Source organism: Bacteroidota bacterium (assembly GCA_016699695.1).
In the GTDB taxonomy this organism is placed as follows: Bacteria; Bacteroidota; Bacteroidia; order Bacteroidales; family UBA10428; genus UBA10428.
In genome coordinates, this window is sequence record CP065006.1 from 1,363,852 (window position 1) to 1,378,909 (window position 15,058).

The following is a 15,058-nucleotide window of genomic DNA, read 5'->3' on the forward strand; positions in this document are numbered from 1 at the left end:
TCCGAAATTAAGAAGAATCGATTGATTAAGAAACAGAATTGCAACAATTTTAATTATACACCCTTAGCCACCCGGTGGAAGAATTATACTGGGTACGGTATTCTTTTAGCGGATGCTTTGAAAGACTACCTTGCGAAGGCAATGCCATAGAAGGTAAGACATACACCGATTCACACCCGGGGCATTTGGCGCTGCTTCCTGTTGCCTCCACACGCACATTCACTGGAAACTCATAAGTGCAGGTCCGGTCGAAAGCATAAAAGCGGTCGCCACCATTATAAACTATTACCCCGTTATTGTTATAACCCAAACTTACCTGACCAACCGCCTGTGCAGTAATATTTTTCGAATTGCCAGCTGCCTGAAGGTTGAAATATTCCACATCAGACATAATGTTAATGGAAAAATCGAGGTATACACCGGGTATTTCAAAAGGATCAGGCTTGTCGCATGTAACAAGTAACAAAAACGCAAGGCTTGAATAAAAAAAAACTATCTTTGATTTTTGTTGTAACATCGCACTAAGATATGTTACAAAAGTAATCATTTGAGAATTATTCAACCTATTTTTAGAATGCATTCTGGGTTAAATTCAAAACTGCATGCCCTATGGAGGATTATATAGAAATATTAATTTACGTCTTGTTTATCGCCGTAAGCGTTATAGGTGGGCTTTATAAGAATTATGCCAAGAAGAAAGAAGAACAAATGCGCAGAACGGTTGTACGGGAAAGGGAAGTTGAACCTGAATACTCTAAACCCTATGCCAGCCCCACCGAAAGACCTATTATTCCTACCACCCTTGAAGAGTTCCTGGCACAGCATTTCGACCTTGAAACGGTAGAAGAGGAAAAGGAACCTGAATCAATAGAAGGTAATTATAAGGATAGGAAACAGGAAATTCCGTTGGATAGGGTTGAGTCTACTGAGGGTACTGCTGTTTTTGAGAGTACACGCGAAACACTCCTTTCGGATATAAACAACGAATCGGATTATTCGAGAAAAGGCATGCTCCAAAGCCAGGTAATGGAAGAAATCGACGAGGATTTCATAAAAACCAGCGAAAAAGCGCTTTACGATCAGAAAGTGGAGGAATTCCATTTTGATGCGAAGCAGGCTGTCATCTATTCAGAGATTTTAAAGCGGCAGGATTTTTATAGTTAATGACCTACAAGTCATGCGATTCCAGTTCACTTCGATTCTTTACTATTCAAAATTCTAAACAAGTCAAACCTGAGACTTTCAGGATAGAGAAAAATTATTAAATTTGTTTTTAGAAGAGTTCCTCATCAAGTGGAATTCTTTTTTGTTTTTATTAGCTTCCAAACTTAAGCGGAGGATTGGTTATGTCGAAAATTTCATATGTTACCGAAGAGGGATTAAACAAGCTCAAAAATGAGCTGCATCAATTAATGAATGTAGAAAGACCTGCCATCTCGAAACAGATTGCAGAGGCCCGAGACAAAGGCGATTTATCGGAAAATGCCGAATACGATGCTGCCAAGGAAGCCCAGGGAATGCTCGAAATGCGCATTTCGCGACTTCAGGAAACAATTATGAATTCGCGTTTGCTCGATGAATCGAAACTCGATGCTTCTAAAGTTCAGATTTTTAGTCGCGTTACCATACGCAACAAAACCAACAATGCCACCATGGTGTATACCATTGTTTCTGAAAGCGAAGCCGACCTGAAGGCCGGCAAAATCTCTATCAGCACTCCTATTGCAAAAGGACTTTTTGGTAAAAAGGTAGGCGACCAGGTTGAAATTACAGTACCATCTGGCACCATACCATTTGAGATTGTAGAAATTTCACGGTAAAAAAAGTTCAGTTTATGGCTACACTGTTTACCCGAATTGTCAACGGCGAGATACCTTGTCATAAAATTGCTGAAACAAGCCAGTATTTTGCCTTTCTTGATATCAATCCGCTGGCCAAAGGACATACCCTTGTTATTCCGAAAAAAGAAAACGATTATATTTTCGACCTCGACGATGATACACTCTCCGGGCTGATGCTATTTTCAAAAAAAGTTGCCGGAGCCATAGAAAAAACAATTCCGTGCAAACGAATCGGAATTGCTGTCATTGGTCTTGAAGTACCCCATACACACATTCACCTGGTACCCATTAACTACATTGGCGATTTAAGTTTTTCGAACCCTAAGCTGCGCCTTTCCGAAGAAGAATTTATAGACATTGCCACCCGAATACAATCAAACCTATAGATCAGGCTTTTCTTGCAGGATTTTTCTTTACAAAATCTCCCCACCCCCTGTAATTGCCGGTTTCAGGAAGTTGTCGCTGGTAATAATGGCACATGGCCGTGGCTAGTGCATCGGTGGCATCAAGGGCATCAGGGGCTTCTTTAAAACCCAAAATACTTTTCAGCATACCTGCCACTTGTTCTTTCGAGGCACTCCCCTGGCCGGTAATGGCTAATTTTATTTTTCGCGGAGCATATTCAAAAATTGGGATATTACGCTGAAGGGCTGCAGCAATCGCAGCGCCCTGAGCCCGTCCGAGTTTGAGCATCGACTGCACATTCTTTCCGAAAAACGGTGCTTCGATGGCCAATTCATCCGGGTGGTGTGTATCGATAAGCAAGGTGGTCTGACTGAATATCTCTTTTAACTTGAGGTAAGGATCCTGAATGTGTTTCATCTTCACCAGCCCCATATCGATCAGAATTGCCTTGCCGGATTCAATGCGGATTAAGCTGTATCCCATAATGCTGGTGCCGGGATCGATTCCCATGATAATTCTCTCTTTCAATACTCTGAATTTTGGACTAATTTACGCTCAATAGCCAGACCTGCAAAAATACCTGCAGTTAATTTGTCAGTAATCAGCCAGGTTTATTCTTCTTTTTAAAGCTTTGAATATATACTCCTGCAATTATTAGCAACAAACCCAAAAAAGTAGATGTCTGAATAGGTTCTTTCAAGACAATCGTAATAAAAAACAGCGACAATACAGGTATCAGGTATAGCAGATTGCTTAAAAAGGCTTTATTAGGAGCTTTCTCGAGGGCCTTCACCCAGAGAAAAAAAGTAATACTCATTTCGAAAAAGCCTATGTACACAGGGTAAATGAAGTATTCTGAATGCCATTCAGCGGAAAAACTCCCACTAATCCAGCCATAAAGTGAAAGAAGCAGCACAGCCCAGCTAAACCCTGTAAAAAGTCTTATAAGCGCTGGCCGTTTATCCTTCAGACTAATAATCCAATAGACAGCCCAAATCAGGGCACTTAGTAACCCTAACAGCAAACCGACAACAAATTGCTTGCCTGTCAGATTAAACGAGCTTGTTGCTTGAACAGAAAGTACCACCACGCCGGTAAAACTAATCAGCAACGCGGGAAAGGTGCGAACACTCACTTTCTCTTTGAGAAAAATAACCGCCAGTATAGTTAAAAAAATAGGCCAGGTAAAATTAACGGGTTGAGCAATCTGGGCAGGCAAACGCTTATAAGCCTCGAATAAAACGAGGTAATACAAAAACGGATTCAGAAAACCCAGCAGTAGCGATTTGAATATGTCTTTAGTTTTCCGCGAAATCAGGAATTGCATTTTCTTTTTAAAAATTATTGCCAGTACCCCTAAAACCATTGCAGAGCATATGCTGGCAAGAAAAACAAGCTGAAAGGGAGAGAAATGCAGCAAAGCCAGTTTAAAGGCCGTTGCTACGGTTGACCATAGCAAGATAGCCAGGCCAGCCAGCATCAATGGTCCTCTTGTAGTTTGTGTCATTCGTAAATAATTATTTAATAAAGTTGGATGGAACTCGCATGATGAATTTTGACTACGTCGATTTTCAATTCATACTTGTTTGTGTTTAACAAATCATGCTCGTTTCATAAAAAGTGTTTTTCGTCAAGAATTTTGCTAAAAATAAGAAGAAACGACAAACCCGGCAATTGAATTCACGTAAGTACCCTCAGTTGTTTTCGCATTGAACTTTTTTGATTATATTGAACCCAAAATCACCCTCTTATGAAAATTTTTTTCTTTGTCGTTATCACTATTCTCCTTAGCTCGTTAGGTTCACATGCACAAGAGCAATTGCCTGCCGAACAAAAGGTTGTCTTTGGCCAAAATGGCGAGATGTTTATCAATAAAGATTTAGGTGTTTATTTTTGGTTGTCGACCTCGCCCGACGAAAATGCCCCCAAACACCGACTGCAGAGCGACTCTTCAAAAAAATATTCCAATCCTATGTATTTCGATACCGAAGGGTACAACACATTCAGGTCTCCTTCATGCGTTGATACGGTAACGAAAAAAACCGTGCTGCCTGAGCGCGATGTGATATTCGAAGTTTACGCCGATGGCCTGGCGCCTCATTCTGTGTATAAACTTGTAAGTGGCAAAAGCATTACACGTAGCGGAAAACAATTTCTGGGCAGCAATCCTGTTATGAAACTTTCGGCCACAGATGCTGTTTCAGGCATAGAAAAAACCTATTATTCCATTAACGCAAAACCTTATACTGAATACAAAGACAGTTTAAAACTGGATTTAGAGGGGGAAACCGTATTGCGCTTTTACAGTACCGACAGGGTAGGCAACCGTGAGCGGCCTGTTGAAAAAACATTCTATGTCGACAACAGTGCTCCCACCACCAGCTATGAGATTTTAGGCAATACCAACGAGAAATTCGTATCGCCCAATGCCACCATCAAACTTATCAGCAGCGACAAGATGGCAGGCGTAAAGGCCATTTATTATCAGATTAACAATGGAACCCGTCAATTGTATGCCGCACCAATTCCGGTAAAACTATTGGCCGATAGCGGCAGTATGAGTTTTTATGCAGTCGACTACCTCGATAACAAAGAAGCGCTTCAGGTGATTGGAGGCAACGGAAACGCTTTAAACATACAGACTGAGGGAACATTTGAATTTTATGTCGACAACGATCCCCCCAGCTTTGAACTCGAATTTCAGGGTTCAAATTCGAAAGGTACTTATCAATATGTCTCCGGAAAAACCAAGCTGAAAGTGAATGCGGAAGACCAAAAATCGGGTGTTGACAAAGTTTTCTACAGCATCAACAACACCAAGGTTGAAACACCTTATGCCGAAGGTATAGAGTTCGATGCCGAAGGGATAGCCTATGTTCGAATCAATGCGGTCGACAATGTAGGTAACCAATCTGCAACCCTTACCAATGCCTATTTCGTCGATACCCAAGGACCAGTTACCAAGGCCTCCATTTCGTTGCCAAAGAAACAGGTAAAGGATTCTATCTTTATTACTGCCAGCACTAAAATCAGCCTTGCTGCAACCGATAATGCCTCTGGGCTGAACCAGATCAGCTACGCGATTGGCAACCAACCTGCTCAGGTCTACGCACAGGCTTTTACTCTCAAAGAAAATGGGATTGTAACCATTCAATACTTTTCTACCGATAAAGTAGATAACCAGGAGACGCCTAATACCATGAAATTATTTGTGGACAATAACCCACCATTAATATACCAACACTTTAGCAGCCCCCCCATCGGATCAAAAACTGTGAGGGAGGAAGGTTTAACCATCTACCCTGCTAATGTACAGCTCTATGTGGCAGCCACTGACCAGGAATCAGGGGGAGAAAAGGTGGAATACACCATTAACGGAGGCGCAATAAAAAGTGTTAACCCCATTAAAGATTTTCTGCCAGGTAATTACGAAGTTATTATTAAGGCCTACGATGTGCTCGGAAATGTAAGTACCGAAACCGTTAAATTTGCGATTGAAAAATAAGATGAAAAAGATTTTTCTCATTCTCTCTCTGGCTATGGCTGTTCAGTATTCGGCTCATAGCCAGGAAGAAAAATACATTGGTCTATTCGTGTATAACTTTACCAAGTATTTCGACTGGCCGGCATCAGCCAAAACTGGTGACTTCAAGATTCAGGTCCTTGGGCACAAATCGATTTACGATGAACTGTTGAAGCTTACCACGAACAAAATGGTAGGTACCCAGAAAATTGTATGCGAATACATCGAAACACCCGATCTGATTAATCCCTCTGCAAATATCCTTTTTCTGGGCCATTGGCATGTCAAACACCTCGACGCTGCCAAAGCAAAAATCGTAGGGAAACCCATCTTGCTCTTAACCGAGTACGAAGGGCTACTCAACAAAGGTTCGATGATTAACTTTATTGTGCGCGATGGCACCATCAAGTTCGAGATGAGTAAGGGAAATGCCAGTAGGGTCGGCCTTCAAACGGACGTACGGCTCACACAACTTGCTTATTCGGTTGCAGAATGAAGCTCCCCGCAGCAAGCTGACAGGGTATCTGCAAAGGATTTTATTTTATTCGCCTCAACAGGAGGTGTATTTACCCGCGCACCCGCTTTCAGTCCCGATGGATTTAAATCGGGATTCGACTATAAAATTTCATTTCGTGAACTCATGAAATTTAAGCCTCACGAATAAACCGCTTAAATGGTTGTAAAACCCGTGTAGGGCACAAGCACTTCGGGAATTAAAATTCCATTTTCTGTCTGGTTGTTCTCGAGCAGCGATGCCACAATGCGTGGCAAGGCCAGTGCACTTCCATTTAATGTGTGCGCCAGTTGTGTCTTCTTGGTTTGAGCATCTTTATACCTCAATTTTAACCGATTAGCCTGAAACGATTCGAAATTCGATACTGAACTAACTTCGAGCCAGCGGTTTTGCGCGGCAGAAAAAACCTCGAAATCGTAGGTGAGCGCAGAAGTAAAACTCATATCTCCACCACAAAGTTTTAAAATCCGATAAGGAAGACCCAGTTTCTGAACCAGGGTTTCTACGTGTGCAACCATTTCTTCCAAGGCCTGGTAAGAATCTTCGGGCTTCCGTATCTGGACGATCTCTACCTTGTCGAACTGGTGCAACCGGTTTAAGCCCCTTACATCTTTGCCATAAGAGCCTGCTTCGCGTCTAAAACAGGGAGTATAGGCTGTACACTTTACCGGAAAGTCCGAATCATTCAAAATCACATCGCGAAAGATGTTGGTTACTGGCACCTCGGCTGTAGGAATCAGGTAAAAATTATCGATGCCAACATGATACATCTGGCCTTCTTTGTCGGGCAACTGTCCTGTTCCGTAGCCAGAATCTTCGTTGACCACAAAAGGAGGAAGGTATTCGTGATAACCGGCTCGTGTATTCTCGTCGAGAAAAAAGTTGATCAGCGCCCTTTGTAAGCGGGCACCCTTACCTTTATACACCGGGAATCCAGCTCCGGTAATTTTATTTCCCAATTCAAAATCGATCAGGTCGTATCGTTGTGCAAGATCCCAATGAGGAACTGAATTTGCTGGTAACGAAGGTATTGTGCCACCTTCGCGGACAATCACATTGTCTTCGGACCTGCTTCCTTTTGGTACAAGTGGCGAGGGCAAGTTAGGAAGTTGAACCAGTGTTGAATTCAGCTCATTCTGAACCTCGTTCAGTTCGGCGGACAAATCTCTGATAATATCTTTTAGCTGTCCGGTGCGCGATTTTGCAATATTGGCCTCAGCCTGCTTCCCTTCTTTGAATAGTTCTCCGATTTGTTTCGAAAGATTATTCATCTCAGCCAATGCGGTTTCGCTTTTCTGCTGCAAATCGCGACGGCGCTTGTCCAAATCAATTATTCGGCCTACTATTTCGCTGGCATCGTAGTTTTTTATTCGCAGTCTTTCAATAACCTCCTGGGTATTTTCTCGGATTACATTCAGGGTAAGCATAAAGGAAAAGATTTAATAAAAAAATCTCCTGCGATACCTATCACAGGAGATTCAAATATATCGATATTTTTTTATTACTCGTTGCTTGGTAATATAGATACAAAACTGCGGTCGTTTTCTCTTTTTCTGAATTCGACGGTACCATCAATAAGGGCAAAAATAGTGTGGTCTTTGCCCAGACCTACATTCAGACCTGGATGATGCTTTGTTCCACGCTGACGTACAATGATGTTGCCTGCTTTTGCAACCTGGCCACCGTATATTTTTACTCCTAGTCGATTACTTTCTGAATCTCTACCGTTTCTTGAACTACCGGCTCCTTTCTTATGTGCCATGGTTATCTATTTTTTTATTGTTATTCTGCTTTGTCTTCTGTTTTGGCAGCCTTCGGTGCAGCGGCTTTTTTTGGGGCTGCTTTTTTCACTACCTCTGCTGTTTCAGCTTTTACTTCTGCTTTGGCTTCTATTTTTGCTGCTGCTTTGGCTTCTGCTTTTGCAGCTACTTTTCCGGCACCAATTTCTTCAATCATCAGTTCGGTTAGATACTGACGGTGACCATTCATTTTTTGATAGCCTTTTCTGCGTTTTTTCTTGAAAACAAGAACCTTATCGCCTTTTAAATGGCTTACTACTTTGGCTGATACAATGGTTTCGGATACCAGGGGTGAACCCACAGTGATCTTGCCATCATTGTCAATCAGTAACACCTTGTCGAAGGTAACTTTGCTGCCTTCTTCGGCATCTAATCTGTGGACATAAACCTTTTGGTTTTTTTCAACTTTGAGCTGTTGTCCGGCTATATCAACTATTGCGTACATTTAATTTGTATTTACCTGTTCGAAATTCGGACTGCAAAGATATAAAAATTGTTATACTCCCAAATAAATGCTGGAATTTATTTTTATAAAAAGCGTTTTTTGAACTCCCGTTAGAAAAAAATCCTATCCTTTGAAGAAAATACTCCACAATAAGGATAGCTAAATGCAATCAAACTGGCAGAGGCAGGATAGAAATATGATCGCTTCGACACTGAATTGAACCATTAGCCCGAAACATACCCGAATGAAGCTCCCAAAAAAGCTCTTTCCTTTAAAAAGTGCATCGCTAGTTAATCGGGAATTTTTTTATTCAAGTGTTTGTATATTGCCAAAAAAAATTGCAGGTTTGTACCTTATGAGATAGACCTCCGGAGAATTTTTGATGTGGATTGCCAAGCATGAGTAATAAGGTTAAATTAAACGTTTTAGGTATATCATATAGCCAAACCCAAACAGGTGCTTATGCTCTTGTTTTAGCTGAAGATAATGGCTCGCGCCGCATTCCCATAATTGTTGGTGGCTTTGAAGCACAGGCTATCGCTATCCAGCTCGAAGGTCTGAAACCTGCCAGGCCCCTTACCCACGACCTTTTTTATAATTTTGCTCATTCTTTTGCTATTCGCTTGTTGGAAGTGAATGTGCACAAATTGGAAGAAGGGGTATTCTATTCCAGGCTCACTTGCACCAACGACAAGGAAACAATAGAAATCGATAGCCGCACTTCGGATGCCATTGCTCTGGCTCTCCGTTTCCGGTGCCCGATTTATACTACCGAAGAAATTCTCGGTAAGGCGGGCATTATTATCGATTTCGAGCAAAATACCGAGGAGAACATCGAAGAGGAAGAAGAATACGATCCGGAGGAAGAAGAAGACCGTATCGATGTTGTTTCGATTTCGAACGCCACACGCGACGAGCTCGAAAGAATGCTTGGAGAAGCTATCAAAGCCGAAGATTATGAACTGGCCTCGCAAATCAGAGATGAAATCAATCGACGGAAATAATCCCTCTATTTTATGAAGCATTTGCTAGTATTATTTTTCTTTTTATTCTATTTCTCAGCAGGATGCCAGCTTTTTGCACAAAATTCCCCTACCCCCGCAGACAGCATTTCGATTATCCAGCAAACTGAACATAACCTCCAGGCTGGCTTAACAGACTCCCAAAACATTGAGGCGGTATCTACATGGTCATTGCTTTTTAGAGGAATGATCGGCCTTATAAGTATTATGCTCATTGCCTGGCTCTTTAGCGTCAATAGAAAAGCCGTTTCGATAAAAATTGTAATATACGGATTGCTTTTTCAGATTAGCCTGGCTCTTGCCATACTTTATATCCCTTTTATGGAGTCGGCAATCAACTTCATCGGTAAGCTTTTTGAACTGGTGTTACGTTCGTCCGACAAGGGGGCTGATTTCCTATTTGGAAGCATCATGAACAAGGATAGCTATGGATTCATTTTTGCTTTTCATATACTGCCCACCATCATCTTTTTCTCTTCCCTGATGTCGCTCTTGTTCTACCTGCGAATTGTTCAACGGGTTGTATTTGTTTTTGCCTGGTTGCTAAAAAAAGCCTTGAATATGTCGGGGCCCGAAAGCTTGGCTGTAGCTGGGAATATATTTCTTGGACAAACTGAATCGCCCCTTTTAATAAAAATGTACCTGCCTAAACTTACCGGCTCCGAAATGTTTGTGGTGATGACAAGTGGTATGGCCACCATTGCTGGCGGAGTAATGGCTGCCTACATAGGTATGCTGGGCGGCGATAGCCCCGAAAGTCGTATTCTGTTTGCCCGGCACCTGGTCACTGCCTCGGTAATGGCTGCCCCAGGAGCTGTTGTCATTGCAAAAATTCTATTTCCGCAAACCGAAGAAATCGATCGTGACATTAATGTGCCCCGGGAACAGGCTGGCAGTAATGTGTTGGATGCCATTGGCACCGGAGCCCTCGAAGGGTTAAAACTTGCAGCTAATGTGGCTATCATGCTTTTGGTTTTTTACTCGTTCATTGCTTTGTTCAATATTATGCTGGGCTGGCTGGGCAAAATTCCGGTTTCGAACCTGGCAAGTAGCGACTCTTATAGCCTGAACGAAATCATTGCAAGGGCAAGCGGTGGATTTTATACTTCACTCTCGCTCGAATACCTTTTGGGTCAGATTTTTTCTCCACTTATGTGGCTGATTGGAGTTCCTTCGGGCGACCTCTCCATTTTAGGCCGGCTGATGGGAGAGAAAATTATTTTTACTGAACTTGTGGGCTACACGAACCTTAAAACCCTTATTGACCAGGGTGCCATTCATTCGCCAAGGAGCATTGTAATGGCCACCTACATGCTTTGTGGTTTTGCTAACATTGCTTCGGTAGGTATCCAAATTGGTGGTATTGGTGCATTGGCACCCAACAAACGCGTATTTTTATCTACTTATGGTATGCGTGCCTTATTGGGGGGTACACTGGCTTCATTACTTTCAGCTACGATTATTGGTGCGATTGGATGATTTTTTAGTATTTTCACCTTGCAAACAAAACTAAAAAGCGCAGGCCTGGTATAATGCAAGAAGAACAATCATTCAATACCGAATATTACCGCGACCTGTTTTACCATTCTCCCCTGGGGACATTCGCTTCAACCTTAAAAGGAAGGTATATCGAAGTAAATGATACCCTTGCCCATATGTTGGGTTACGATTCGAAACAAGAAATTCTCGATCTGAAGGATATTTCGAATGAAATCTATGCTGTACCCGGCGAACGCGATAAAATCATTCAACAGCTTAAAGTCACAAAAAAGATATATTCGCACGAAACCAGCTTCAAAAAAAAAGACGGCAGTCTTCTTGCGGTTCGAATTAATTACAATTTCATCACCAAAGAGAAGGAAGGTAGTTTTATCGTTGGGTTGGCAGAAGACATCTCCGATCAGGTTCTTCGAAAAAATGCCATTATAGACGAAAAGCAGACCCTTCTCACCCTGATAGAAAAAATACCTGATTATATCTACCTGAAAAATAAAAATGGTCAGGTTCTCATTGCCAATTCTGCGGTGCGGAAACTATTTGGCAACCTGGAAAATAATAAAACTCCGGACGACTCCATTGCATCTGCATTGTTCGAAGGAGACATCAACCTCATGGAAAAGGGCGAAGCGATGTCTGACAAGCTTTTGGATATTACTACCCCCGAAGGACATAAAGATTATATCAGCCTTTCGAAATTTCCGGTTTTCGACCACCATCACAATGTAAGCGGCATAATAGGCATTGGGCGCAACCTTACAGACTTAAAGCAAGCCGAAAAACAAATTATTAAAAGCCAGGCTAACCTCTCTGCACTTATCGAAAGTTCGAACGACCTGATTTGGTCTGTAGACAGTGCCTATAAGCTTGTTATCTTTAATTCAGCCCTTTCGGACTTTATTCTCAGACTTAATGGGAAAGTCATTGCCACTGGCGATAATGCATTGTTGCTTTTTGATCAGGAAAAAAAAGATTTTTGGAAAGCGTGTTTTCAAAAAACAAGTAAAGGCGAAAAACTCATCGAACATATAAGCTTTACCCTCGATGGCTTTACCCATTATTACGAATGCTCCTTTAACCCAATCTTTGATAAAAACTACCGACTCACAGGAATATCGGTAATACTTAACGACATTTCGGAACGTCAGTTGGCAGAACAAGCCATTCGCGAAAGCGAAGAACGATTCAGACAGTTGGCCGAAAATACCAGCGATGCCTTTATTTTATGGGACCAGCAGGGGCTTTTGTATGCCAACCCGGCCTTTGAAAAAATCTTTGGTATTCGTATCGATGAAGCCATGCAGGATATGAACCGAATTGAGCTACTGATCGATGAAACGGACCGTAAACGCTTCATCCGAAACCGAACCAAGGAATCGGGAGGAAAGCAGATATCACGCAACCAACACTACCTGCTTAGACGAAACAAGCGAACCACAAAAAAGATTTGGGCCCGTCATTATCCGGTTTACAATATCAAAGGGAAAATTTACCGCTATGTGACTGTGACTAGCGATATTACAGAGCAAAAACATTTAGAAGAGGTATTAACCGCTACCAGATCGCAACAGCAAGCCCTTCTTGACAATATTCCATTTCTTGCCTGGCTGAAAGACAAAAACGGAAGGTATATATCTGTCAACCATCCTTTTAGCGACACTTACCATCTGAACCCAGATGACATTATCGGTAAAACCGATTTTGACCTGCTGCCTTTAGAACAAGCCAAATACAATACCCAAATTGACCGCGAAGTAATTTTAACAGGCGAACGCCGGCATTTTGAAGTATCAGAAAAAAATAGTTTTGGCGAAAGCTGGTTTGAAATATACAAATCGCCAATTTTTAACGAAAAGGGCGAAGTAATTGGTTTAACAGGAATTAGCCGCGATATAACCGACAGAAAAAGACTTGAAGATGCAGTGAAGAAAAATGAAGAGCATTTCAGGGCTTTGTTAAAATACTCGTCTGATGCCATTACAATTCTTGATCAGGAAGGAATTATAACCTTTGAAAGCTCTCTTCGAAACCGCATACTTAACTTTACAGTCGAAGAACTGACAGGAAAATTGTTCAGCGAATTCATTCATCCTGAAGATATCTGGATTTACCAGGAAGCTTTTGACAATTGCCTTGTAAACCCCGGTCTGCAGATAAAAAAAGAATATCGCAGTCTGCACAAAAACAAGCGATGGATTTATGTGGAAAGTATCTTTACCAACCACATGAACAATCCCTACATTAACGGTATTGTGGTAAATACCCGCGATGTTTCAGACCGCAAAATGGCCGAATTGAAAGAAAGGGCCTATCATAATAACCTCATCTTTTTAAGCAACAGCGCCCTCGAGTTGTTATCGCTTTCGGACAAAGAAGATGTGTATAAATATATCTGCCTCAAGCTTTTCGAATTTCTTGATAATCCCATTGTAATTGTATCGGCCTATGAAGAAGCCAGCGATCAGTTTGTGGTAAAAAGAATTGCCGGCCTGGATCTGTTTCTGCAACAATCAGAAGAAATTGCCGGACTCCCGCTAATCGGTATCAAATATAAACGCCAGGCTGATCTTTCAAATATAGAAACTGCCGGTTCGGTGATCGGAATTGCCAACCTTACCGAATATTTCTCCAACCAACCCGAACTGCAGTCGGGAATTACCAAGCTTTTAAGCGATCTGCATGCCAACAAGACCTATAATATAACCTTAGCCCGGCATAACAAATTATTGGGCAGCATTACCATTATTACGCTCAATAAAACCATTATTAAGTTCAAGCATATTATCGAAACTTTTGCCCATCAGGTTGCGGTAGCTCTGCACCGAAGCCAGCTTGAATCGGAATTGGTAAATGCTAAATTAAAGGCCGAAGAATCGGACCGTTTAAAAACAGCCTTCCTGGCCAACATGAGCCATGAGATTAGGACTCCAATGAACGGTATTCTAGGATTTGCTGAAATGCTAAACGACGGGCGGCTTTCGGACGAGGAAAGAAAAAAATACCTCGACATTATCAACAATAATGGAAAGATACTTATTAATCTAATCGATGATATTATCGATTTTGCCAAAATAGAAGCAGGACAGATAAAAATTATTAACCACGATTTCTCGTTGAATGCCCTGTTAAATCAGATTTATAATTCCTTCTTAACCGACCGGCTTAAACGCGAAAAATCGGAAGTGAAGTTGCGTATTCGCAAAGAACTATCTGACGAGGACAGCTTTATTAACGCAGACCCAAACAGGTTAAGACAAATAATTACCAACCTGGTTGGCAATGCATTTAAGTTTACCAACAAAGGCTATATTGAATTTGGTTATAGAATTCGCGACAACCAGGAGCTGGAGTTTTATGTCTTGGACTCGGGAATAGGTATTAATCCTGAAAAGCTGGAGGTAATATTCGACCGTTTTGTTCAGGCCGATAACTCACGCTCACGCAAATACAGCGGGTCGGGACTGGGACTTGCCATTTCGAAAGGTTTTGTAGAACTGGTGGGTGGACGGATGTGGGCACAGTCGGAAGTAAATAAAGGTTCGAGCTTTTATTTTACGGTGCCTTATAAGCCTGCTACATTAAAGATCAGAGAGGCAAGCCCCGAACGTAAACCCAAATCGGAATATAACTGGACAGGTAAAAAATTTCTGGTGGCTGAAGATGATTTCTTTAGTTTTAAATTTCTCGAAGGTTTTTTAAAACAAACGCATGCAGAAATCCTCCATGCTGAAGACGGTCAGAAAGCCATCGATATTTGCGATAAAACCGACGACATTGACCTCATACTAATGGATGTGCAAATGCCTGAAGTCAATGGTCTTGATGCAACACGAAGTATAAAGAAATTTCGAAAAGAACTTCCTATTATTGCTCAGACAGCCAATGCCATTGCCGAAGAAAAACAAAAGTGCTTCGAAGCTGGTTTCGACGATTTTGTAACCAAACCTATCAATATTACCGAGTTGTTTATGAAAATTGAACATTGGCTTACCAAAACTGACTCCTAATTCAT

14 protein-coding genes are annotated in these 15,058 nt (G+C 41.7%); 8 read left to right on the forward strand and 6 right to left on the reverse strand.

Annotated features, from left to right (window positions below):
- Positions 1–49: 49 nt before the first annotated feature.
- On the reverse strand, positions 50–466 hold the full coding sequence (locus tag IPM71_05835) for a hypothetical protein (protein ID QQS52255.1): 417 nt from the start codon (positions 464–466) through the stop codon (positions 50–52).
- A 143-nt stretch (positions 467–609) separates the two neighbouring features.
- On the opposite strand from IPM71_05835, the gene IPM71_05840 reads away from it, so the two are divergent.
- The 3 genes from IPM71_05840 (at position 610) to IPM71_05850 (ending at position 2,227) form a co-directional block, all read left to right on the forward strand.
- Positions 610–1,164, forward strand: coding sequence for a hypothetical protein (locus tag IPM71_05840; protein QQS52256.1), 555 nt, complete (start codon positions 610–612; stop codon positions 1,162–1,164).
- 182 nt (positions 1,165–1,346) lie between these two features.
- Positions 1,347–1,820 carry a transcription elongation factor GreA gene (gene greA / locus IPM71_05845; protein QQS52257.1) on the forward strand — a complete coding sequence of 158 codons (474 nt, stop codon included), beginning with the start codon at positions 1,347–1,349 and terminating at the stop codon, positions 1,818–1,820.
- A gap of 14 nt (positions 1,821–1,834) precedes the next feature.
- A complete protein-coding gene (locus IPM71_05850; GenBank protein QQS52258.1) occupies positions 1,835–2,227 on the forward strand; it encodes an HIT family protein in 393 nt (130 codons plus the stop codon).
- A 1-nt stretch (position 2,228) separates the two neighbouring features.
- On the opposite strand, the gene ruvC is transcribed toward IPM71_05850, so the two are convergent.
- Positions 2,229–2,756 (reverse strand): crossover junction endodeoxyribonuclease RuvC, encoded by a 528-nt coding sequence (gene ruvC / locus IPM71_05855; protein ID QQS52787.1) that lies wholly within the window; start codon positions 2,754–2,756, stop codon positions 2,229–2,231.
- A 91-nt stretch (positions 2,757–2,847) separates the two neighbouring features.
- Positions 2,848–3,753: a DMT family transporter gene (locus IPM71_05860; protein ID QQS52259.1), complete on the reverse strand. Its 906-nt coding sequence runs from the start codon at positions 3,751–3,753 to the stop codon at positions 2,848–2,850.
- A gap of 243 nt (positions 3,754–3,996) precedes the next feature.
- Here IPM71_05860 and IPM71_05865 point away from each other — a divergent pair, with 243 nt between their 5' ends.
- A complete protein-coding gene (locus IPM71_05865) occupies positions 3,997–5,751 on the forward strand; it encodes a hypothetical protein (protein ID QQS52260.1) in 1,755 nt (584 codons plus the stop codon).
- 1 nt (position 5,752) lies between these two features.
- Positions 5,753–6,265, forward strand: a complete 513-nt coding sequence (locus tag IPM71_05870) for a YfiR family protein (protein ID QQS52261.1) — start codon at positions 5,753–5,755, stop codon at positions 6,263–6,265.
- A gap of 173 nt (positions 6,266–6,438) precedes the next feature.
- On the opposite strand, the gene serS is transcribed toward IPM71_05870, so the two are convergent.
- The 3 genes from serS to rplU form a co-directional block, all read right to left on the reverse strand.
- Complete coding sequence (gene serS, locus IPM71_05875) at positions 6,439–7,710, reverse strand: serine--tRNA ligase (GenBank protein ID QQS52262.1); 1,272 nt, start codon at positions 7,708–7,710, stop codon at positions 6,439–6,441.
- Between the two features lie 74 nt (positions 7,711–7,784).
- Positions 7,785–8,045, reverse strand: coding sequence for a 50S ribosomal protein L27 (rpmA, locus tag IPM71_05880; protein ID QQS52263.1), 261 nt, complete (start codon positions 8,043–8,045; stop codon positions 7,785–7,787).
- A gap of 20 nt (positions 8,046–8,065) precedes the next feature.
- Positions 8,066–8,527, reverse strand: a complete 462-nt coding sequence (gene rplU, locus IPM71_05885) for a 50S ribosomal protein L21 (protein ID QQS52264.1) — start codon at positions 8,525–8,527, stop codon at positions 8,066–8,068.
- Between the two features lie 398 nt (positions 8,528–8,925).
- On the opposite strand from rplU, the gene IPM71_05890 reads away from it, so the two are divergent.
- The 3 genes from IPM71_05890 to IPM71_05900 are packed head-to-tail and all read left to right on the forward strand — an operon-like array spanning position 8,926 to position 15,053.
- Positions 8,926–9,531 (forward strand): bifunctional nuclease family protein, encoded by a 606-nt coding sequence (locus IPM71_05890; protein ID QQS52265.1) that lies wholly within the window; start codon positions 8,926–8,928, stop codon positions 9,529–9,531.
- 12 nt (positions 9,532–9,543) lie between these two features.
- Positions 9,544–11,028, forward strand: coding sequence for a Na+ dependent nucleoside transporter (locus IPM71_05895; protein ID QQS52266.1), 1,485 nt, complete (start codon positions 9,544–9,546; stop codon positions 11,026–11,028).
- 53 nt (positions 11,029–11,081) lie between these two features.
- A complete protein-coding gene (locus tag IPM71_05900) occupies positions 11,082–15,053 on the forward strand; it encodes a PAS domain S-box protein (GenBank protein QQS52267.1) in 3,972 nt (1,323 codons plus the stop codon).
- The last annotated feature ends 5 nt before the right edge of the window (positions 15,054–15,058 follow it).

Coding starts and splice junctions, on each gene's coding strand:
- IPM71_05840 (QQS52256.1), top strand. CDS start 610: ATGGAGGATTATATAGAAATATTAATTTACGTCTTGTTTATCGCCGTA.
- greA (QQS52257.1), top strand. CDS start 1,347: ATGTCGAAAATTTCATATGTTACCGAAGAGGGATTAAACAAGCTCAAA.
- IPM71_05850 (QQS52258.1), top strand. CDS start 1,835: ATGGCTACACTGTTTACCCGAATTGTCAACGGCGAGATACCTTGTCAT.
- ruvC (QQS52787.1), bottom strand. CDS start 2,756: ATGGGAATCGATCCCGGCACCAGCATTATGGGATACAGCTTAATCCGC.
- IPM71_05860 (QQS52259.1), bottom strand. CDS start 3,753: ATGACACAAACTACAAGAGGACCATTGATGCTGGCTGGCCTGGCTATC.
- IPM71_05865 (QQS52260.1), top strand. CDS start 3,997: ATGAAAATTTTTTTCTTTGTCGTTATCACTATTCTCCTTAGCTCGTTA.
- IPM71_05870 (QQS52261.1), top strand. CDS start 5,753: ATGAAAAAGATTTTTCTCATTCTCTCTCTGGCTATGGCTGTTCAGTAT.
- serS (QQS52262.1), bottom strand. CDS start 7,710: ATGCTTACCCTGAATGTAATCCGAGAAAATACCCAGGAGGTTATTGAA.
- rpmA (QQS52263.1), bottom strand. CDS start 8,045: ATGGCACATAAGAAAGGAGCCGGTAGTTCAAGAAACGGTAGAGATTCA.
- rplU (QQS52264.1), bottom strand. CDS start 8,527: ATGTACGCAATAGTTGATATAGCCGGACAACAGCTCAAAGTTGAAAAA.
- IPM71_05890 (QQS52265.1), top strand. CDS start 8,926: ATGAGTAATAAGGTTAAATTAAACGTTTTAGGTATATCATATAGCCAA.
- IPM71_05895 (QQS52266.1), top strand. CDS start 9,544: ATGAAGCATTTGCTAGTATTATTTTTCTTTTTATTCTATTTCTCAGCA.
- IPM71_05900 (QQS52267.1), top strand. CDS start 11,082: ATGCAAGAAGAACAATCATTCAATACCGAATATTACCGCGACCTGTTT.